Annotated in this window: 13 protein-coding genes; 6 read left to right on the plus strand and 7 right to left on the minus strand. The window is 62.5% G+C overall.

The genetic code is table 11. The features are described from left to right. Positions 1-195: 195 nt before the first annotated feature. Positions 196-1662, plus strand: coding sequence for an aldehyde dehydrogenase family protein (locus LJ738_RS15365; RefSeq protein ID WP_227787277.1), 1467 nt, complete (start codon positions 196-198; stop codon positions 1660-1662). 20 nt (positions 1663-1682) lie between these two features. On the opposite strand, the gene LJ738_RS15370 is transcribed toward LJ738_RS15365, so the two are convergent. From LJ738_RS15370 to LJ738_RS15380, 3 genes are all read right to left on the minus strand, one after another. Further along, complete coding sequence (locus LJ738_RS15370) at positions 1683-1991, minus strand: hypothetical protein (protein WP_227787278.1); 309 nt, start codon at positions 1989-1991, stop codon at positions 1683-1685. A gap of 390 nt (positions 1992-2381) precedes the next feature. Beyond that, positions 2382-3992, minus strand: coding sequence for a hypothetical protein (locus tag LJ738_RS15375; protein WP_227787279.1), 1611 nt, complete (start codon positions 3990-3992; stop codon positions 2382-2384). Next, positions 3979-6012, minus strand: a complete 2034-nt coding sequence (locus LJ738_RS15380; protein ID WP_227787280.1) for an FAD-dependent oxidoreductase — start codon at positions 6010-6012, stop codon at positions 3979-3981. Before LJ738_RS15380 ends, LJ738_RS15375 begins: the two co-directional genes overlap by 14 nt. A gap of 217 nt (positions 6013-6229) precedes the next feature. Between LJ738_RS15380 and LJ738_RS15385 the strand changes: the two genes are divergently transcribed. Then, complete coding sequence (locus LJ738_RS15385) at positions 6230-6832, plus strand: acyl-CoA thioesterase (protein WP_227787281.1); 603 nt, start codon at positions 6230-6232, stop codon at positions 6830-6832. A gap of 8 nt (positions 6833-6840) precedes the next feature. Here LJ738_RS15385 and LJ738_RS15390 read toward each other — a convergent pair whose 3' ends face one another. From LJ738_RS15390 to LJ738_RS15400, 3 genes are all read right to left on the minus strand, one after another. Next, entirely contained in the window at positions 6841-8214 is a 1374-nt protein-coding gene (locus LJ738_RS15390; RefSeq protein WP_227787282.1) for a hypothetical protein, read from the minus strand. 269 nt (positions 8215-8483) lie between these two features. Beyond that, positions 8484-9599 (minus strand): inorganic phosphate transporter, encoded by a 1116-nt coding sequence (locus tag LJ738_RS15395; protein WP_227787283.1) that lies wholly within the window; start codon positions 9597-9599, stop codon positions 8484-8486. 161 nt (positions 9600-9760) lie between these two features. Beyond that, positions 9761-11623 carry a M1 family metallopeptidase gene (locus LJ738_RS15400; RefSeq protein ID WP_227787284.1) on the minus strand — a complete coding sequence of 621 codons (1863 nt, stop codon included), beginning with the start codon at positions 11621-11623 and terminating at the stop codon, positions 9761-9763. Positions 11624-11924: 301 nt separating this feature from the next. Here LJ738_RS15400 and LJ738_RS15405 point away from each other — a divergent pair, with 301 nt between their 5' ends. Beyond that, entirely contained in the window at positions 11925-14315 is a 2391-nt protein-coding gene (locus LJ738_RS15405; protein WP_227787285.1) for a mechanosensitive ion channel domain-containing protein, read from the plus strand. Between the two features lie 95 nt (positions 14316-14410). On the opposite strand, the gene LJ738_RS15410 is transcribed toward LJ738_RS15405, so the two are convergent. Then, positions 14411-16336 carry a T9SS type B sorting domain-containing protein gene (locus tag LJ738_RS15410; protein ID WP_227787286.1) on the minus strand — a complete coding sequence of 642 codons (1926 nt, stop codon included), beginning with the start codon at positions 16334-16336 and terminating at the stop codon, positions 14411-14413. A 417-nt stretch (positions 16337-16753) separates the two neighbouring features. Between LJ738_RS15410 and LJ738_RS15415 the strand changes: the two genes are divergently transcribed. The 3 genes from LJ738_RS15415 (at position 16754) to LJ738_RS15425 (ending at position 20072) form a co-directional block, all read left to right on the plus strand. Next, a complete protein-coding gene (locus LJ738_RS15415; protein ID WP_227787287.1) occupies positions 16754-17209 on the plus strand; it encodes a BLUF domain-containing protein in 456 nt (151 codons plus the stop codon). Positions 17210-17292: 83 nt separating this feature from the next. Further along, the gene (locus tag LJ738_RS15420; protein ID WP_227787288.1) at positions 17293-19158 is read left to right on the plus strand and encodes a PAS domain-containing sensor histidine kinase; all 1866 of its coding nucleotides are present in this window, start codon (positions 17293-17295) and stop codon (positions 19156-19158) included. 323 nt (positions 19159-19481) lie between these two features. Next, a complete protein-coding gene (locus LJ738_RS15425; protein ID WP_227787289.1) occupies positions 19482-20072 on the plus strand; it encodes a type 1 glutamine amidotransferase domain-containing protein in 591 nt (196 codons plus the stop codon). Positions 20073-20085 lie beyond the last annotated feature (13 nt).

Below are 20085 nucleotides of genomic sequence, written 5' to 3' on the forward strand. Positions count from 1 at the left end.
GAGGGGTAGCAAAAGGGTTAAGATGGCGAGCCGGTGCTCGCAGGGCAAGACACAAAGGTAACACCGGCACGGCGCTGGCCGAATGCCCCGCCACTGCCACGCGCGCAGACGGCCCACGACCCGGAATATTGCAAGCCCGGCGTATCTTTAAGCGAGCCAGTACCGCGGTGGTTGGCCAGCTGCTCTTTTCTGCCCATGCAACCTGCTGTTTCAGTGCCCCACTCCGTTCCCGCTGCGGCGGCTTCGCCGGAGCCGGCGAACGCGTTTCAAGCCCAGTTTGATGCCCTGCGGCAGCAGGCGCCCGCGCTGCGCCGCCAAGACGTGGCCGCCCGCCGGGCCCGCCTGCAGAAGCTCAGCAACTGGCTGCACGCCAACCGCACGGCCATTCAGGACGCCCTGTACGCTGATTTCCGCAAGCCGGCAGCCGAAACCGACATGACCGAAATCTGGACGTCGCTGGTAGAGCTGAAGCACACCGTGAAGCACCTGAAGCGGTGGATGGCGCCGCGCCGGGTGGGCGTATCACTAGCGCTGCTGGGCACCCGCTCGTGGGTGCAGGTGGAGCCCAAGGGCGTGGTGCTCATTATCTCGCCCTGGAACTACCCGTTTTACCTGGCCGTGGGGCCTTTGATATCCGCCATTGCGGCCGGCAACGCGGTAGTCATCAAACCCGCCGAGCAAACGCCCGCCACCTCGGCGCTGCTGCAGCGTCTGTGCGAAGACCTGTTTCAGCCCAACGAGGTGCTGCTGCTGCAGGGCGACAAGGAAGTGGCCACCGAACTGCTCAAACTGCCCTGGGACCACATTTTCTTCACCGGCAGCCCCGAGGTAGGCAAAATTGTGATGCGCGCCGCCGCCTGCCACCTCAGCGGCCTCACCCTGGAGCTAGGTGGCAAGAACCCCGCCGTGGTGGATGAGACAGCTAACCTGCGCGACGCGGCGGAGAAAATCGTGTGGGGCAAGTTCCTCAACAACGGCCAGACCTGCGTAGCGCCCGATTACCTGCTGGTGCAGGAAAGCGTGCAGCCGGCCCTGCTCACGGAGCTGGCCGCCGCCATTCAGCGCGCTTACAACCCGAACGGCGCCGGGATTCAGCAATCGGATTCGCTGGCCCGGGTCGTGAACCAGCACCATTTCGCCCGCCTGGCCGGCCTGCTCGAAGACGCCCAGACCCGCGGCGCCACGGTGGTGGCCGGCGGCACCGTCGATGCCTCGCAGAACTACATCGAGCCCACTATTCTGACCAACGTGCCGGCCGGCGCCCGCATTCTGGAAGAGGAGATTTTCGGCCCGCTCTTGCCCGTACTCACGTTTAAAAATCTGAGCGAAACCGCCAAGTACATCAACGCCCGGCTCAAGCCCCTGGCTCAATACGTTTTCTCAGGCAACGCCGAAAACCGCCGCTACTTGCTGGAAAACATCTCCGCCGGCGGCGCGGGCGTCAACGAAACCGTGCTCCACTTCGCGCACCCCGAGCTGCCCACCGGCGGCGTGGGCAACAGCGGCCTGGGCAAGGCCCACGGCCACTCGGGCTTCCTGGCATTCAGCAACGAAAAAGGGGTGATGCGCCAGCGCGTGGGCTTCACGGGCATCAAGGCCATGTACCCACCCTACACCCCGCGGGTTCGCCAGCTAATATCCTTGTTGGTGAAACATTTGTAACGCGGACTTGCGGCGTGGCGCTACTTCTGGCGCTGCTGCATCTCGGCCGCCATCTTGCGCTGATTGACTTGCAGCTGCTTAAATTTTGCGGGACCCAGCACCACGCGTAGCTCTTTCTGCGACTCGATGTTGATGCGTTTCAGCTCGGCCATGAGCTGGGGCGACTGAGCCGGGAACTTCTCCTTGGCCGCATTGGCCTGGGCCACGGTACCGTTGAGAATGGTGCGGACCCGCAGCGTCTGGTCGGGGGTGAGCTTGAGCTCGGTGGTCATCACGTCGGCCAGGTCGCGGGCGGCGGTAGGCGGTGTGGGCGAGTCGGGTGTGCGCACCGTTTCAACCACCGGGGCTTTCTCCCGGTGACGAAATATGGAGCAACTGCCCAATGCTAATCCGGAGGCTAGCAAAAGCGCAGAAAAAGAGGCAAAGCGCATAAGGTGTGGGAATAGCAATATTCCTACGAGTACGCAAAAACACGTAATTGGGTGCGCATAGGCGCAAAAACCACGGCTGTTAAGCGTGCTTCCGTCCTTGCGCACCGCTCGTAGGGAAGTTGGGCTGAGCAGCGCAGCAGCTGTGCTCCACCTCGTTGGGCCAGCTAAAGAACCTTCGGGCAGTAAAGGCAACCAGCGCCCGCGCTAGAACACCTCCAGCGCCTCTAGTGCTTCGAAGGCCGGCTCAACTTGTTTAACTCTGTAGAAACGTTTGGCCAACCTGTGCGCTCAGCGACGAAAAACCGTGAGGATGGGCAGGCCCGCTACGCGGATTTCGTGGATGGGCGTGCCATACGAGGCATCGTAAGCTTCCGGGTGCCAGCGGTACATGCCGAAGAAGTAATCTGCTCGGGCATTAGACACAAAACGGAGTCGGGCTTGGTCATTGCTAGGGAGCAGTAGTGCGTTGTTGCTGATAAAAAGTTTTGAATTAAGTGTATCGCTAATGGTAACGTTACTTCGATTATCATGAGCCAACACCCAAGCTAGCCCGTCGCGAGCCGATATACCCCAATAGTCCCGTTCAAATAAGCTTTCCACAACTGAACCAGGCAGGAAGCTGAAATAAGCACATTGATATGGGTGGTCGGCCACTTGGCGCGCAATTGTGTGGGCTGTGGCCGCCGCCAGCAAGGCAGCTGCGCCTATTCCCAATTGCCGCCGGGCCGAAGCAAGCGGCGCGGTCTGCCAGGCATGGACTCCGGCCGATAGGCCTCGGACGGCTAGTAGCACAAATGCGGGATAAATGAAGTAAACATGCCTCCAGCCGTCGTAAACTGCCGAATTATTGAGCGCAATAAAAGCAAGCGGACCCAAGCACCAAGCACCAAAAAGCAGGTCGCTTCTGCCCGCCACATCCTTTATAAACTCCTGTTGGCGTCGTAAGAACTCTCGGAGCGTACTAACTGCGCCCCCCAAGAATAATAGCGTATAGGAAACAGGTGTAGTTACTATCAACCATACAGAGAGATAATGCCAAGGCAGTCGTTGGCACGATACCATCTTTCCCAGATAAAAAACTTGCATCGTTTGGCGGTAGTGACTATAACTGTTGAAGCACTCCCAAAGTCGCTGTACAGGTGCATCCCACAAATAAGGCCAGAAAAGTACCACCAATGGGCCTGTTGCGGCCACATAAAGGGCAAGCGTACGGGCCATCGCCAGCCGCCGACTAGGCTGCGCCCACATTTCAAGTACGCCAAAACATATCGTAAGGACTGGAAGCATTAGGCCCATAATTCGCACGTCGGTAGCCAGGGCCGTAATCAACGCATGCGTAGCTGCCCGTCCCGCCGTAGGCCGACGCAACAGGCGCGTGAGCGTGAGACCACCTACTGCGAAAAGACTCATGAACACCAAATCCTTATAGTTGTAGAACGCCTCAGCGAAAATGCGGGGCGAAAGCACCATTACTACAGCGCTAAGCATTCCCCAGCGCCAGCTACCAAACCGGTCGGTTCCCAGACGATACACTGCCCAAACCCCAAGGACGAACGTGCCAAAGCACAACAGGTGACGCAGCCAGTAAGCCCCCTGCAGGTTATGGCGGAAAAAGGCTGTTTCTATCACAGCCATGGGCAATTGAAAAGCTACTCCGTGGTCGGCATCCCGGTAGGTACGTAATTCGGCTAGGCCTGTTAGATGGCGAGTTTCGAGTAGTTGCGGAGCTATACGTTGTGCCACGTATCGTAAGCTGAGGTAGCCGGCCTCTCTTTCAAGTGGCTCGTCGCAGCCCATGCCGTAGTCGCGGTGCAAAAGCAGCCCCAGCAGCAGCAAGCCGCCAAAAAACAGCGTGGTGCTTATCCGGCGCGGCGTTATCCAGTTCTTATGTAGTTGCATGTTGGCCCAATGTCGGGGCCAAAGGTAGGGTGCGGCCGGGGCGGGCATCGCTGGTTTTCATGCCTTGGGCCGTGAAGTGGGCCAGGGCCATGATGGTGAGCATGGGGTTGACGCCGCTGCACGCCGGAAAAGCCGAGCCATCGGCCACGAAGAGGTTTTGCACCTCCACGGTTTCGCCGTTGAGCTTGAGCGGGTGGGTGGCCGGGTCGCCGCCCATGCGGCAGGTGCTCATCTGGTGGGCGCTGTAGAGGCCAAACTGGTTGGGCTTCCAGCTCAGGTGCGGCAGCTTGTCGAGCACTTCGGGGTTTTGCAGGGTGCCGTTCTGGGCGTGCAGGGTGGGCAGGGTGCCGTGGGGCAGGTACACGGTGGTGGCCCCCGCCGCGATGTGGATTTGGGCGGCGGCGCGCACGCCCTCCAGCATGTTAGCGCGGTCAAAGTCCGACAGGGTGTAGTCAATCAGGGGGGCGCCGTGCTTGTCGATGCTCACGCGGCCGCCATCGCGGTCGCGGGTCAGCACAATGAACGAGCCCAGGTGGTTGGCGTCGCGCATCAGCTCGTGGTGCTGCCGCCCCGAGAGCCAGGGCAGCACCATGCTCAACAGGCCGGGGTGGGTGGGGGGCGTTTCGAGCTTGGCGCCGAAGTTGGTGCCGTGCAGCATGGTGTAGGTGTCGTTTACCACGCTCATGCTGGGGCCGTGCCAGGAGTTCATGGGGTGGGGGTAGCGGGCGCCCACCACCACAGTGGGGTGCAGGTGCAGGTGGCGGCCCAGGTGCGGGTGCTTCAGGCCGGAGCGCAGCAGCAGCGCGGGCGTCTGGATGGCGCCGCCGGCCACCACCACGCGCCGGGCCCGCACCGTGATGCGCACCGTGCGGCCATCGGCCGTGGTGTGCACGGCCTCGGCGCCGGTGGCGCGGCCGTGGGCGATGGTCACGCGCTCTACTTTGGTGTCGGCCAGGATGCGGGCGCCGTGCTCAAAAGCGGTGAGCAAATAGGTATTGAGGGTGCCTTGCTTGATGCCGTGGGCATCGCCGAGGGTGGTGTAGCCCAGGGCGCGGAAGTGCGTGTCGGAATCCGTAAGGCCTTTTTCGTTGCGCGGAATCAGCTTCACTTCCTGGCCCAATTTGGTGGAGCCATCCCAAAGGGCCTGGTTCTGGCCGTTGTGCCGGGTGTAGTTGGTGTTCACGCTGATGGCGCGGGCCACGGCGTTGAGGCTTTCCTTGAACTCCAGGGTCGTGAACTGGGGCGCGTCGTGCTCGCGGGCCCATTCCTGCAGCACGTAGTCGGGGGTACGGAACGAGCCTGCCCAGTTCACGGTGGTGCCGCCGCCCAGGCAGGAGCCTGCCAGGATGCCAATGCTGCCGTCTTGGGTCGAGAGCGTGCCTTTGGCGTCGTAGAGGGTGCCCAGCATGTCTACTTCGCGCTGGGTAAAGTCGCAGCCGTGGCAGTAGGGGCCTTTTTCGATAACCAGCACATCGTGCCCGGCCTCAGCCAGCTCACCGGCCACCACGCCGCCGCCCGCGCCGCTGCCAATCACCAGCACGTCGCAGTCGTATTCGGCGTCCTGGGTGGGGTGTAGGGTTTTAATGGGCTTGGGGGTGTCCACGGGCTTTTCGTCGGGCCCAGGGTAGCCCAGAAAGCCCCAGGCCGCCGGCACTTCGGCCATGCTGCCTCCGTAGTAGAGCAGCGTGCACAGCTTACGCACCGCCTGAAAGCCTTTGCGCAGCTGCGGCACGTTGGAGGCCGCCCAGCTTTGCAGCAGCTGCTCGCGCTGCGCGGGGTCCAGCTTGCGGAACGGCTTCAGCGGCCCAAACCAAGTGAGGCCAAGCAGGGGCTTGTCCATCAGGTCGAGCAGCTTGCCGAATTCGGCTTGCGCGCCCAGCGGCTGCTCCCGGATGGCCTCCTGTAGCTTCTCCAGATTTAAGCCGGTTGAGCCGGGCGGGCTGCCATCGGGCAGGGCTGGAATAATGGTGTCGGCCAGAGCTTTAAGAACGACAGAACGGTCGGGCGTGAGCGTAAACATGAGGTGGGAATTTTAGCCTCGAAAAGGTAGCAATTTTTCCGCAAAGTGTTAGGCGTGCCGACTAGTTTGGGCTTGTTTGGTAGTGGGAGGGGACGTGATGCCGAGGACCTCTTGTCATGCAGAGCGCTGCGAAGCATCTTCTCACCGCAGCACGAATCGTTGGGTCGTGAAAGGATGCTTCGCTGCGCTCTGTATGACAGTTAATTAAGGAAGTGAAATGCACTACATGCGTCACTACGTGCCGTATGCCGTACTACTAGCCGACCTTTGCGCTCTGCCACCCACCCTGCTTGCCATGCCCCACCTCATCAAAACACCCGAAACAACGCACCGCGTTTATTTCCAGGACTGCGACATGCTGGGCCACCTTAACAACGCCCGCTATCTCGATTACTTCCTGAATGCCCGCGAAGAGCACACCACCGCGCACTACTCCCTGAACATGGGCGAGCTGGCCCGTGAGCAAAACGCCGCCTGGGTTATCACCAAGCACCACATCAGCTACCTCAAGCCGGCCCAGCAGGGCGCGCAGGTGCGCATTTCCAGCCAGCTCATCCACTTCGACAACTCCAACCTGGTGCTGGAAATGCAGATGCGCGACGAGGCCGGCACGCGCCTGCTGGCCCTGCTGTGGTCGGAAATGACCTTCGTAGCCATGCCCGCCGGCACGCGCACCGACCATGCCAACGGCATGATGGACCTGCTCGACCAGCTCGATGTGGAGGAAGTGAGCTACGACCCCGACGGGTTTGATGACCGCGTGAAAGAGGTGCGCCAGCAGCTCAAGAAGCAGCGGCGCAGCGCGGGCTCGGTAGAGTAGCGCGGAACTTAAAACGCTACCTGGTACTGGAGCACGAACTCCCCGCGCCGGTCGGTGGCGGTGATGTCGCCGTTGGGCTGGGCATTGAACACGGGCCGGTTCTGGTAGTTCAGGGTGAGCTTGCTGGTGTTGCCGGCCAGCAGCCAGTTCACGCCCACGTTGGTCAGTACCATGGGGTCGTCCAGCCGTTCGTAGCGGGCGTATTCGGTGGAGGCGTAGGGCTGGATTGTGCCAAGGGTGCCCAACAGGTCGCGCTTGAACAGGTAGCCGGCTTGCGCATACAGCACGTTGCCGGTGCCGAGCATGGGGTAGTTGTTGCCGGGGCCGTTAAACGAGCCCAGTCCACTTTTGACGCCGTTGGCCGGGTTCATGGCCCCGGCGTTTTTTAGGTAGCCGGTCCCGAAGTTATAGTGCGAATAGCTGCCGTAGGCCGTGATGGCTGCGCCGCTGGCCGGGTCCACCGGCGCGTCGTAGAACACGTCGGCCGCCCACAGGCGCAGCGCCTGGGTCACGGTGTCGCCGGCGGCTGTGGTGTGCCACATGGCATCGCCCTGCTGCACAAAGCCCGCCCCGATGTTAAACACCCGCTTTTTGCCCAGGTACGAGCCCACTTGGCCGGCACCGGAATTGCCCTCCTGGTCCCAGAACTGGTACGAGAAGTACCCGTGCACTTCCCCGTTCGGGTTGCGCGTCGAAAACGTAGAGTTGCGCCCCAGCGGGTCGGGGGCCGAGGAGGCCGTCTGGGTTACAAACGGCTTGCCCACGGCCAGGCGGTAGTCCAGCTTGCCCAGCTTGCCCTTGGCGTACACGCCCAACTTGCGCAGGTTCTGGTCGTTCACGTCGTTGGTGGTCTCCTGAAACAAGGGCAGGTCGACCCCCAAAATGGTAGACGCCGCCGAGTTGGCGTACCGCGAGGGGCCGTTCCAGCCGTTGAGGCCCGCGCCCAGGCTCAGGTGCTTTTTCACCACGGCGTACTCGCCCGTCACGTCGTGAAAGAAGGACCCCTGCTTGCGGGGCGAGAGGTAGGAAAAGCTGTTTTGCCCAAACTGCACCAGCACAAACACCCGCGGTGTGAGCTGCCCACTCAGCACCAGCCGCACCCGCCGAATGCCCACGTCGGTAGTGTGAGGCGTCAGCTCGCCGTTCACGGTGGTGCCGGGGTTGTTTTCGTTGCGGCGCAGCCAGGTCTGGGCGAGGAAATTGACTTTTAAATACGTGGCGCTGTCCGCCGACAGGTAGGTTTTGAAGCCATCCTTGATTCCCGACGGAATCCCCGTTGGGTTATCTTGGGCAAACGCCGCCCCAGCGCTGCAAGCAAGCGTCGCCGCCAGGGCTGTTTTTTGGATGATGGCAAGAGGGCAACGCGGTAAAAAAGACAACATTAACGTAATATTGAAGTAGGTAAAAAGGTTGGTTGACAGTGCTAGTTTTGCAATGAGAAGAAGTCCGTTCGAGCCAACCTGAGAAGCTGGGCAAAAGGCACGCTGCGCCCTATCAATGGCCCCATTAATATAGGTAGTATGGGGCAGGGAATGGCCAGCGGGTGAGGCGCAAAACCACCGCAGGTTGTTGGTCCTGCTGCTTTTTGCTCAACAGCAGCCTTGCCCAAAAACGCCGGCCAACCCCGCGCTGGCCGGTGCAAAGAACACGCTTAATGGCTCAACGCGTGCAGGGTGAAGTAGAAACCGGCGCTGAGCAGCGCCGCCACGGGCAAGGTGAGCAGCCACGACAAGCCAATCTTCGCGATTTCCTTGGAGTTCGCCGTTTTGTTTACCAGCCCAATGCCGTAGATGCTGCCCACCGACACGTGGGTGGTGGACACCGGCAGGCCAAATTTGCTGGCCGCAATCACCAGCAGGCTCGTCACCATATTGGCCGTGAAGCCCTGGCCGTGGTTGAGCTTCGAGATTTTCTTGCTCATGGTGTCGGCCACGCGCCGGGCGTTGAGCCAACCCCCAACGGCCATGGCCGAGGCAAGAATCAGCACATTGACGGGCATCTGGAAAAACTTGCACACCAGCAGCAAACCCACCAGCTTGGGCGTGTCGTTGAGGCCGCGGGCAAAGCTCACGGCGGCCGCGCTGAAGTAGTGAAGGTTGTTGATGAGCGGCTGGAAATTCAGCCCAATAAACTTGCCCTGGTACAGGTTCTGGCACTCGGCCTGCGAGCCTACGCCGGCTTGCAAGGTGGGTAAGGCCGTGAAGGCGCTGGTGGGCGCCGAGGCCACGGGCACCCAGGTATCGCCCACGCACACGCAGGATTCTTCGGTGATGCCAGCCGCCTTTCGGCCCTGCCGGAACACCACGTACACGAGGCTGCCCAGCCCCACGGCCAGCACCGGCCCCAGCACCAGCGGCAGAAAGAAGGTGGTGCCCAGCTTGGAGAAATTCACGGCCGTGCCCACGGCCACCAGCCCGGCCCCCACCAGGGCGCCCACCAGCCCGTGGGTGGTGGAAATGGGGAAGCCCAACTTGGTGGCCAGCAGCACCGTGACGCCCGCCGCCAGGGCCACGGCCAGAATGAAATCGACGGACTGAATGATGTCGTCGGGCACCAGGCCTTTGCCCGAGAAATTCTTAATCAGCTCTTCCGCAAAAAAGTACGAGCAGATGGAGCCGGCAAACGTGGCTACGGTAGCCAGAATCAGGGCCGGCCGGTAGGCGAGCGTGCCACTGCCCCAGAGCGTGGCCACGCCCTTGAAGTTGTCGTTGGCGCCGTTGGAATACGTGAGCAGCAGAACTGCCAGAAAGAGAAGAATTAGAAGCATAGCAGGGCGGTTGAGTTGGTAAACAAAGCGCCACGCTTACCGGTAAGCGTGGCGCTTTGTTTACCAACCTACGGCATTGCTTCCGTGGTCGGTTTTAGCAACGGTTGGGCACCGCAACGGATTAGCTTAGCTCAACCCCCGATGGGGTGGCATGCCGGCCGTTAGCGCTGCGCCCAGGTGTTGTCCTTCTCGTTGGCATCCATGAAGATGCCGCCTTGCACGGTCACGGATTTTAGCGCTTTGGCAACGGTCAGCGTGGCTTGCTTGGGGTTGGCTTGCCACACGGCCGGCGACTGGTGCAGCGTCTCCTTGCTGCCGTCGGCATATTCCACGGCCACATCAAACGGCACGGCAAAGCCGCCGAGGTTCTGCACGGTGATGGTGGTGCCGCTGACCGGCGACACGGCCAGGTCGATGTAGTTGTTGGTGAAAAACCAGTTGTTGAAAAACCAGCTCAAGTCCTGGCCGGCGGCGCTGCTCATCGAGTTGAAATAGTCCCACGGAATGGGGTGCTTGCCGTGCCAGCGGTCCATGTAGGTGTGCAGGCACTTCTTGAAGAGGGCGTCGCCGAGCATGTCTTTCAGGGCGAAATAGCTGAGCGAGGGCTTGCCGTAAGCATTATTGCCGTAGCCGCTGCGCAGCTCGCTGCTGGGCGTGATGATGGGTAGGTCCTGGGCCGTGCTGCGGTCGTTTATCCAGCGGCTGATGCGGAACTGCTTGTAGAACTTGTCGGCCGTTTCGGCGCCATTTTCGGCCGTGTTGATGAGGCGCTCGAAGGTGGTGGCCCAGCCTTCGTCCATGTAGGCGTAGCGGCTTTCGTTGATGCCCATGTAGAAGGGGAAGTACGTGTGGGCGATTTCGTGGTCCTGCACGAATTGGGCAAACTTGGGGTCTTTCTGGGGGCTGTCGTTCACCATCATGGGGTATTCCATGTCGGCAAAGCCCTGGAAGGCCGTCATTTTGGGGAAGGGGTAGGCCACGCCGGGCCAGTTGGCGGGGTTCGAAAACCAGCCCAATGCGTACTGCCCGTTCTTCACCGACTCATGAAAATCGGCCGTGGAGTCGGCAAAAGCGGCCTGCATGCTGGCGCGGCGCTTGGTGCGGGCATCCACCACCACGCTGGCGGCGTCCCACACGTAGTGGTTGCTCAGGCCCACGGTCACGTCCGAAATGTCGCGGGCGGTCCAGACCCAGGTGTTGGTGGGCTTCTGGGCGGTGATGTTGTTTTTGGCCAGGTCGGCGGCGGTGGCCACGTGAATGACCTTGTCGCTGGTCATGGACTGCTGCAGGCGCTTGGCGAAAGTGGGCTGCAGTACTTGCTTGGGATTCTGGAGGGTGCCGGTGGCCCACACGATGTAGTTGGCCGGCACGCTCACGCGCAGGGTGTAGTCGTTGAAGTCGTTGTAGAACTCCTTGCTGTCGACGAACGGCAGCCGGTCCCAGCCGGCGTAGTCGTCGTACACGGCGATGCGCGGGTAGAAGTAGGCCAGGAAGAAGGTGGTGGGGTCGATGGTGCCCTCGCGGCCGCTTTCTACCGACACCGGAAAGTGCCAGGCAATGCTGAATTTGAGGGAATCGTGGGGCGCGAGCGGGCGCGGCAGGCGCACGCTGGGGGAGGTGCCGCCCTGGGCACCGGGAGCGGGCCGGTTTTGGCCAGCGACTTTAAACGTGTCGATGACAAGGCCGGAGGTGAGGTAGTCGGGAGCGGCGTCGGCGTCGCGGGCAGCGCCGGGCCGGTGGATATTCATGATAAGGCGCAGCACCACCTGCTTCAGCGTGTCGGGGCTGTTGTTGAAGTAGGTGATGGTTTCGCGGCCACGGATGTCGCGGGCCGGCGGCGCGGCTTGCACCGAAATGTCGTAGCGGGCGCGGTTCTGCCAGTAGTTGGGACCGGGGCGGCCGTCGGGCGCGCGGGTGCCTTTGGCAAAGGCCGCCTTGATGTCGCGCGGCATGTAGAGGGATTGCGCGGCCGCGGGCCGCAGGGTCCCGACAAGCAGGAGCAGGGCAAGGAAAAGTCTAATCATAAGAAGCTACAGACGCGAAGGCAGCAGACGGCGCTGCATTGCGGAGGTAAAAGTAGGCGTGGAAGCCCGACAGTGAAAAGCGGGTATCCCGGCATCTGTCATCATTTGTCATTCTGCTTCATCTGTCATGCAGAGCGCAGCGAAGCATCTTATCAGGTCAGCACGGCTCGTTCAGCGGGGAATAAGATGCTTCGCAGACTCAGCATGACAGACGCTATTGACGGATGACTGAGAATGAACCAAACGCAGTGAACGAATGCATGGTCGAGCTTTTTCGGGCGGGGAGCGGTAACTTGCCCTTATGCGTGTTTTGGCTTATCGGCCAGCTGTGGAGCAGCTGGAATCACTGTTGGGAGGAATTGGAAGGAAAGCGGGGCGGGCGAGCATCGGCGCGGTGGTGCTGTGGCTGCTCGGGGCAGTAGCGGCGGTGGCCCAGCCCACGGCGGCCGTGCCGAAGGCGGCCATTGTGGACACGGTTTCGCACGACGACTCCCACCGCCTTGAAATTGCCTACACCACCCTGAGCGGAATTTCGGGGCAGGTGCGCGACGTATTCGATACCCGCGAGGTGGCTGAGGAATTGCCTGGCCTCGATGAAAACCTGCACGCCATCCGGCACAGCGTGGAAGAAACCGGGCAGGTAGTCGACATTAAGCAGCTGCAGATGTGCCAGTTGATGCTGGCCAACATTCAGGAGCAGCTGGCCGAGTGGCGCACGGCGCTGGGCCAGGCCCACGAGCAGCTCGAAACCATGCAGGCCCGGCTGGCAAGCCTGGCCCCGCGCCCCGCCCGCGTGGCCCGCCCCGACGCGGCCGTGCTGGCGCTGGAGCGGGCCGACTCGGCGCTGCAAGGGCGGCGTAACCGCATCGGCGGGCTGCTCACGAAGCGCTACGAGCGGACCAAGCAGTTGCAAACCCAGGTGGCGGCCAGCTACATCCAAACCCTGGAATTGCAGGATGAGGTGGGCGACCAGATGCGCCACTTCGGGCGCACCACCATCAAGGCGGCCTACCCGCCGCTGTGGGCGGCGCGCCCGGCCCCAGCCTCCAATGCGGCCCCCGACGCGGCGCACGATGCCGCCGACCGCCGCGAAATCATCAACTTCTACTTCGCTAACAACTGGGACAACTGGGCCTACATGGTCCTGATTGGGCTGGTGTTCTACGGCTGGGTGGCCTTCAACTACCGCCGGGTGCGGGCGCGCACCCTCGACCTGGAAATGCCATTCCGCTACCTGCGGCCGGGGCCGGTGGCCGCTACTGCTGTGGTGGTGTTCAGCCTGGCTCCGGTCCTGGAGCTGCATCCGCCGCCCGTGTACCTGGCGCTGTTGCAGGCGCTGCTGCTGCTGGCCCTCACGGCGGTGTTTGCCCGGAGCTGGTCGCGCCAATTGTTTCGGTACTGGCTGGTGCTGGTGGTTTTCTTCGTGATTATGACCTTCACCAATGCCAACGCGGCCACCGGGCTGGGCGCACGCTGGGGCCTGCTGCTGCTCAATGTGCTGGCCGCGGGCTTGGGCGGGCTGCTGCTGTTGCGCCTGCGCGAAACCATGGCCCTGCTGCGGTTTCTGATACCCGTGACCTGGCTGTTTATCGGGCTGAATGCGCTGGCGGTGGTCTGCAACGTGTTTGGGCGGCTGAGCCTGGCCAAGATGTTCAGCACGGCGGCCATCTTCGGCCTCACGCAGGGCATTGGGCTGGCCGTGTTCGTCGAGCTGTTCACCGAAGCCTTTCACCTCCAGATTCTGGGCATTCGCTCGGCCAATGGCGGCGCGGCCACCTTCGATTTCGACAAGATTGAAACCCATTTGCTGCGCCTGCTCACGGGTGTAGCGGCCGTGGTGTGGCTGGTGGTCTTCACCTCCAATCTCAACCTGCACGCCACCCTCTACCGGGCACTCGAACAGGTGCTCACGGCCCCGCACACGCTGGGCAGCACCGAATTCACGCTCGGCAATATCTTGCTGTTCTTCTTCATTCTCTTCGTGTCGGCGCAGCTGCAGCAGTACCTGGGCTACTTTTTTGGCGATGTGGGCGAGGCCGACAGCGTGGGCTCGCGGCAGCGCGGGTCGTGGCTGGTGGCGCTGCGGCTGCTGCTGGTGCTGGTGGGTTTTGCGCTGGCCACGGCGGCCACGGGCTTGCCGCTGAGTAAAATCGCCATCGTGTTCGGGGCCCTGAGCGTAGGCATCGGCCTGGGCTTGCAGAGCATTGTCAACAACCTGGTGTCGGGCATTATCCTGATTTTTGAGCGGCCGTTTCATGTCGGCGACTTCATTGAGGTGGCCGGCAAATCGGGACGAGTGCAGGACATCGGCATCCGGTCGAGTAAGCTCACCTCGGTGACGGGCTCCGAAATTATCTTGCCCAACGGCGACCTGCTCTCGCAACACGTTATCAACTGGACGCGCACCAACGACCACATTCGCGTGGATTTGGTGCTGAAACTAGCCCCCGGCGTCGACCTGCAAACCGACCTGCAAACGGCCCGCGAGCTGATTCAGGAGGAAATCAAAAACAGCCCCTACACCATGCAGAGCCTGCCGCCGGAGATTCTGCTGAGCAGCATCAACGGCCAGGTGTACGAGCTGAAGGTGCTGTTCTGGATTACCAACATCCGCCAGGAGCAGCTCACGAAAAGCGAGATTCTGGCCGGGATTTACCGCCGATTTACCGCGCAGGGCTTGCAGCTCAATTAGGGATGTAGAGACGCCACACTTTGCGTCTCGTCTAACGTTGGAACACCAAACAATGAAAACGGCCCGTCTAGAATTCCAGGCGGGCCGTTTCTGTATCAGGGAATTACCTCTACCCAGCCTTTGTATTTGCGGCCATCGGTGTAGGTAACGAGGTAGTAGTAGGTGCCCGCCGCCCCCGCGCCGCCCCAGCGGAAGCCGCGGTCGGGCGACTGGTACACCAGCTGGCCCCAGCGCGAGAAGATTTTGATGCCTGCAAACCGGTGGTCGCAGAAATCGACCGGTAGGTCGGGCATGGTGAAAAAGTCGTTCTTGGCGTCGCCGTTGGGCGTGATGATGTTCGGGGGGTGGAACGCCAGGGAATCTCGCGGCGGTGCTATTTCAAACCGGATAACCCGCTCCTGGGGTAGGGGCGTGCACGGGCCCGTTTCCGTGAGCCGGAAGTGCACGGTGAGCCCACTGGTTGCGCCCACGCTCACCGCTTCGCAGGTGGGCTCCCAGGTAAAGGTGGCGTTGGCCTGGCCCGTACCGTTTTGCGCCGCAAAGGTCATTTTCACGGCTTCCAGGTCAAAGCCGTCGCCGGCGGCGCTCAGGGCCAGGGCGTTGCGGTCGACGTCGGTGCCGGTCAGGGTGGCGGTGTAGCGCTGGCCCAGCACCACGCGCACCACGGCGGGGTTGGCACTGGATAGGGGCAGCGGCGCCGGCGGGAAAGTGCTGGTGAGCACGGGCGCCGTGTTGGGTGCCTGCGTGGCCGTGAAAGCCACGCGCACGGTGTCGCGCTTGGGCAGCGAGCAGCCGTTGTCGGCCACAATGAGGTCGAGCAAGTACACCTTGCCCTTGGTGTCCGTGCAATCGGGGAAGCACAGCGTGGCCGTGAGCGTATCCGGCGCGCCGGCCGCCCGCACCGTGCCGCTGCGCACGGTGGTAAATAGCGGCGCGGGCTCCGTAAAATTGACTGGGCGGCTGCTCATGGTGAGCACCGAGTTGGGGTCGGGGTCGGTGTAGCGAATGGTCAGGCAGCGGTTGCCGCCGGGCACCAAGCGCAGCGTGTCGCGCCCGGGCCGGTACACCGCCTTGGCGCCCGTGGCCTGGACTTGCAGCTTCGGCGGCGTATTGGTGGGGCAGTTGAGCACGTAGAGCTGGAAGTCGCGCCGCGTCTCCCCGATTTTTACACCCTTGCGGTACTCCGTGCAGCGAACCCCAAACACAAACAAGCCCAGGCTGCTGGGCCGCACGGTGAGCCGGCCGGTGCGGGCATCGATGCCCAGGGACGGGCTGCCCGGAATCTGATTGTTGGTACCCAGGCCGGTGTTCCAGGTGATGAGGGCGTAGGGCGCCGGGGCGGCCTGCGGCACCAGTGGCTGCGCCGTGGTGGTGTGGCCGTTGAGGGGCGTCACCATGTCATAGGCCAGGGAATCGCCGTCGGGGTCCTGCCCCCCGAAATCGTAGTAAAACAGCTCGTTGCGGCAGGCGTAGTCGCCCAGCGGCGGGAAGATGCGCGGCGTCGAATCGATGAAAGCCGCGCCGTTGCGCACCACGGCCGGAAACTCCAGGTAAAAGGCCTGGGCCGCCGCACCGGGCGCCACAATGTTGCTGATGGTGACGTTGCGGCAGCAGCGCTCCACGGCCACGTAGTAGCCCGCGGGGTTGGTGTATACGGTCGAATTGAGGGTAATGTCGTTGGTGTACACCAGCTTGCGGGTGCTCAGCGAGCCCACGCTGCAGGCCGGGTTGGTGTAGCTCACGAAGGTGTTGCCGGTGAGGGTCAGCACCACGTTGGCCATGCGAAAATCGTTGCTTTTGGCGAAGATGCTGGCCGTAAGCTGCTGGTCGAGGGCGCCGGGGTCGCCGTTGATGGCGTCAAAATACAGGTTGAGCGTAAGGGTGTAGAGGCTGCCGGTCTTGTGCTGCAGGTCCAGTTCACCGCCCACAATGTGCGTGGCCGAAGCCGACAGCGGGGCCAGCAGCACCAGCGCCAGCAGCCAGGAGCGGGAAATAAGGAGAGCCAGCCAAATGCGCTTCATCACTAGTAAGATAGCCGAAAAAATAAAAATTTCCCCTCAAGGGCCCGGCCCATTTTTAATAAAAAAACGAACCGGGCCAAAAGTAATCAGGAGCCTAGAACGAGCCCGCCTGGCTTAGGTGGTGGGGACGGTTTTGGTGGTGTCCGTCGGGGTGGTTGTGCTGGGCTTCTTGCAGTCCCTGCCCGAGGTCGGGCTCACGTTGTCTTTCTCGCAGCCCGAGAAGCTGCTTATGGAGCACAGCCAGCCCGCACGCCGCCGAGCCGGGCGGGCAGGGTAGAAGAAGGCTGCGGCGGCAGCTTTCAGCCCAAGTCCCTCTGAGCCGAGGTCATTATATTTGCGAGGCTTGGGCCAACTATGGTTGTGCTTAGGCTACGTTCCATATCGCCTGGCGGCGTGTCCACAGTGCCGCTGTTCTCTATGATTCACATTGTGTACATGAGCCGGGCCGTGCGCCCGCTTTCTGACCAGGACCTGCAGCTCTTGCTGGACCAGTGCCGCCAGGACAATGCCCAGCGCAACGTCACGGGCGTGCTGTTCTACAGCCACGGCAACATTGCCCAGCTCATCGAAGGCGAGCCGGCCATTCTTGAGCCCCTGTTTGACAAAATATCCCGCGACGGCCGCCACTCCCACGTGGTGAAGCTGGTGGACAAGCCCATTGCCACCCGCAGCTTTTCGGATTGGTCCATGGCCTTTCACCCCCTGGAGCCCGCCGGCTTTGAGGCCCTGGAAGGTTTCTTGTTGCCCGGCAACCTGCCCGCTTCGCCCAGCACCCTTACCATCGCCGATGCCATGATGGTGGATTTGGTGCGCCTGGCCGTTTTCGGCCCCGATGCCGTGCCCACGGAGCCTGCCGAGCCGGTACATGCGTAAACATCAATATGTGAGCTGGGAGTGCGAGGCTGCCCGGCCTGCGAACAGCCCGGGACCGGCAGACCTCACCAAGTGCAGTAGCCATGCGTGAGCATCAACTTCAGGACATTCTTCAGCACATGCCGGCCGGCGTGGCCACCTTGCAGGGCCCCGAGCTGCGCTACGGCTTTGTGAACGACGCCATGCGCGCGGTGATAGGCGACGCCGCCCAGGAAGGCCGCTCTGTAGCCGAATCTCCCGGCCTCATCCCCGCCGATTTGCTGGAGGTAATGCAGCAGGTATATGAGTCGGGGCGGCCGTTTGTGGCCAAGGCCTACCGCATTCCGACGCCCGCGGCCACGGGCAGCGGGGCGGCCATTCGCTACTTCGACGTGGCCCTGGAGCCCGTGCGCGAAGGCGGCGGGCCGGTGAGCGGCCTGCTGCTGTTTGCCGTGGACGTAACCGAGCAGGAAGAAACGCGCCAGCGGGCGCACGAGCTCGCCATCGAAACCCGGCGCCTCGACACGCGCCTGCGGGTGCTCACCGAGACGGTGCCCCAAATCACGTTCACAATGGACGCGGCCGGCAAGCTGGAGTACGTGAGCCCGCAGTGGTACTACTTCACGGGCCAGCCGCCCACGGCCGACCTCAACGCCATCTGGCCCCTGCTCATTCACCCCGATGACCGGCTGCGGGTGCTGTACCAGTCCGATGCGGCCCGGGCCGCCGGCACGGGCTGGAGCTTCGAGTACCGCATGCGCCGGCACGACGGGCAGTACCGTTGGCTGCTGAGCCGCGCCCTGCCCGAGCTGCACGCCCCCGACCAGCCGGTGTTCTGGCACGGCGCCCTCACCGAGGTGCACGACCAGCGCGAGCTGGCCGAGGCCCTGCGCCGCGGCGAGGCCGAGCTGCGCTTTCTGGCCGACAGCATCCCCGAGCTCATCTGGACGGCCACGTCCGAGGGCTTTATCGACTACTACAACCAGTTCACGGGCGAGTACACCGGCCTTACGCGCGACGAGCTGGGCCCCACCGGCTGGATAAACCTGCTCGAGCCCACCGAGCAGGCCGGCGCCGCCCGCCGCTGGGTACAGAGCATCGCCTCCGGCGAGCCCTACGAAGGCCTGTTCCGCATGCGCCGACACGACGGGCGCTACCGCTGGCACATCATCCGGGCGCGGCAGCTTGCCGACACGCGCGGCCCCCGCTGGTTTGGCGCCTGCACCGACGTGGACGACCAGCACCGCCTGCGCGAGGTGCTGCAAACCCAGTACGACGAGCTGGCCCGCACCAACCGCGACCTCGACACCTTTGTGTACACGGCCTCGCACGACTTAAAGCAGCCCCTGCTCAACTTGCGCGGCTTGTTTGACGAGTTGCGGCGCACGGCCCGATTCGAGGACCCGCAGGAAGCCGAAATCCAGGACATGGTGGACGGCGCCCTGGCTCAGCTCGACACCACCTTGCAGGAACTGGCCGCCACCGTGCAGGAGCAGCGTGGCCTGTCGGCGCCTACCGAGCCGCTCGACCTGCGCAGCGTGGCCGAAGAAGTGCTGCTGGGCCTGCGCGCCCAAGTGCAGGAGGCCAACGCCACGGTTGAGCTAAACTTTGAGGCGGCCCCCACGCTCACCTATGGCCGGGCCAACCTGCGCTCCATCCTCCACAACCTGCTTAGCAACGCCCTCAAGTTTGCCGACCCCGAGCGCCCGGCGGCGGTGCAGGTGTACAGCCGCCTCGACGAGGGAGGGCGCCCCATCCTCAGCGTGGCAGACAACGGCCTGGGCATGGTGCTCCTCGAAAACCAGGCCACCGTCTTCCAGCCCTTTGCGCGCCAGCACCCGCACATTGGCGGCGCCGGCGTGGGCATGTACCTGGTGCAGCGCATCATTACCAGCCGCGGCGGGCGCCTGGAGGTAGCCAGCACCGTAGGCCAGGGCACCACTTTCACCATCCACTGGCTCGAGGAGTAAGGACGAATTGGGCTGAAAAGAGAACGTCATGCCGAGCGTAGCGAAGCATCTCGCTCGTGCCGTTTGTCATGCTCGCGCCGCTTGTCATGCAGAGCGGAGCGAAGCATCTTATCCCGTCGAACGAATCGTTGTGGCGTGAGAAGATACTTCCTGCGCCAGCATAACAGGAGGCGCATGATACTTGAGAAGCTTTGGTCAGCTCAACATCACTTATGCATATGCGGCTCCTCATAACTCAGTATTAAAAAACGAAAGAGGGCAGGGAGCGTAAAGGAATGGGACCGGGCATATCCCCGGTACTTCCTTTCCAAAACCGCACTACCATGAGCATCTTCAGCAGCGACAAACTCAAGGGCAGAAAAATTGCCATCATTGCCACCGACGGCTTCGAGCAGTCCGAGCTCGACGAGCCCAAGAAATACCTGGAAGGCGAGGGCGCCGAAACACACGTCATCTCCCTGAAAAGCGGCTCCATCAAAGGCTGGGACGGCCCGGCCAAAGACTGGGGCAGCAAAGTGGACGTCGACAAGGTGATTACCGACGTGAAGCCTTCCGACTACGACGCCCTGGTGCTGCCCGGCGGCCAAATGAACCCCGACGTGCTGCGCATGAACAAAGACGTGGTGGCCTTCGTGAAGGAGTTTGCCGGCACCGGCAAGGTAATCGCCGCAATCTGCCACGGCCCCTGGACGCTAGTAGAGGCCGATGTGGTGCGCGGCAAGCGCGTAACGAGCTGGCCCAGCTTGCAAACCGACCTGCGCAACGCCGGCGCCCAGTGGGAAGACTCCGAAGTGGTGTGCGACCACGGCCTCATCACCAGCCGCAAGCCCGCCGATATCCCCGCTTTCAACAAGAAGATTGTGGAAGAAATGCTCGAGCCCCAGCATGGCGGCCGCAAGCAGGCCGTAGCCTAACGCCCAACAAATC

The sequence above is a fragment of the Hymenobacter plasmatis genome, assembly GCF_020711255.1.
In the GTDB taxonomy this organism is placed as follows: Bacteria; Bacteroidota; Bacteroidia; order Cytophagales; family Hymenobacteraceae; genus Hymenobacter.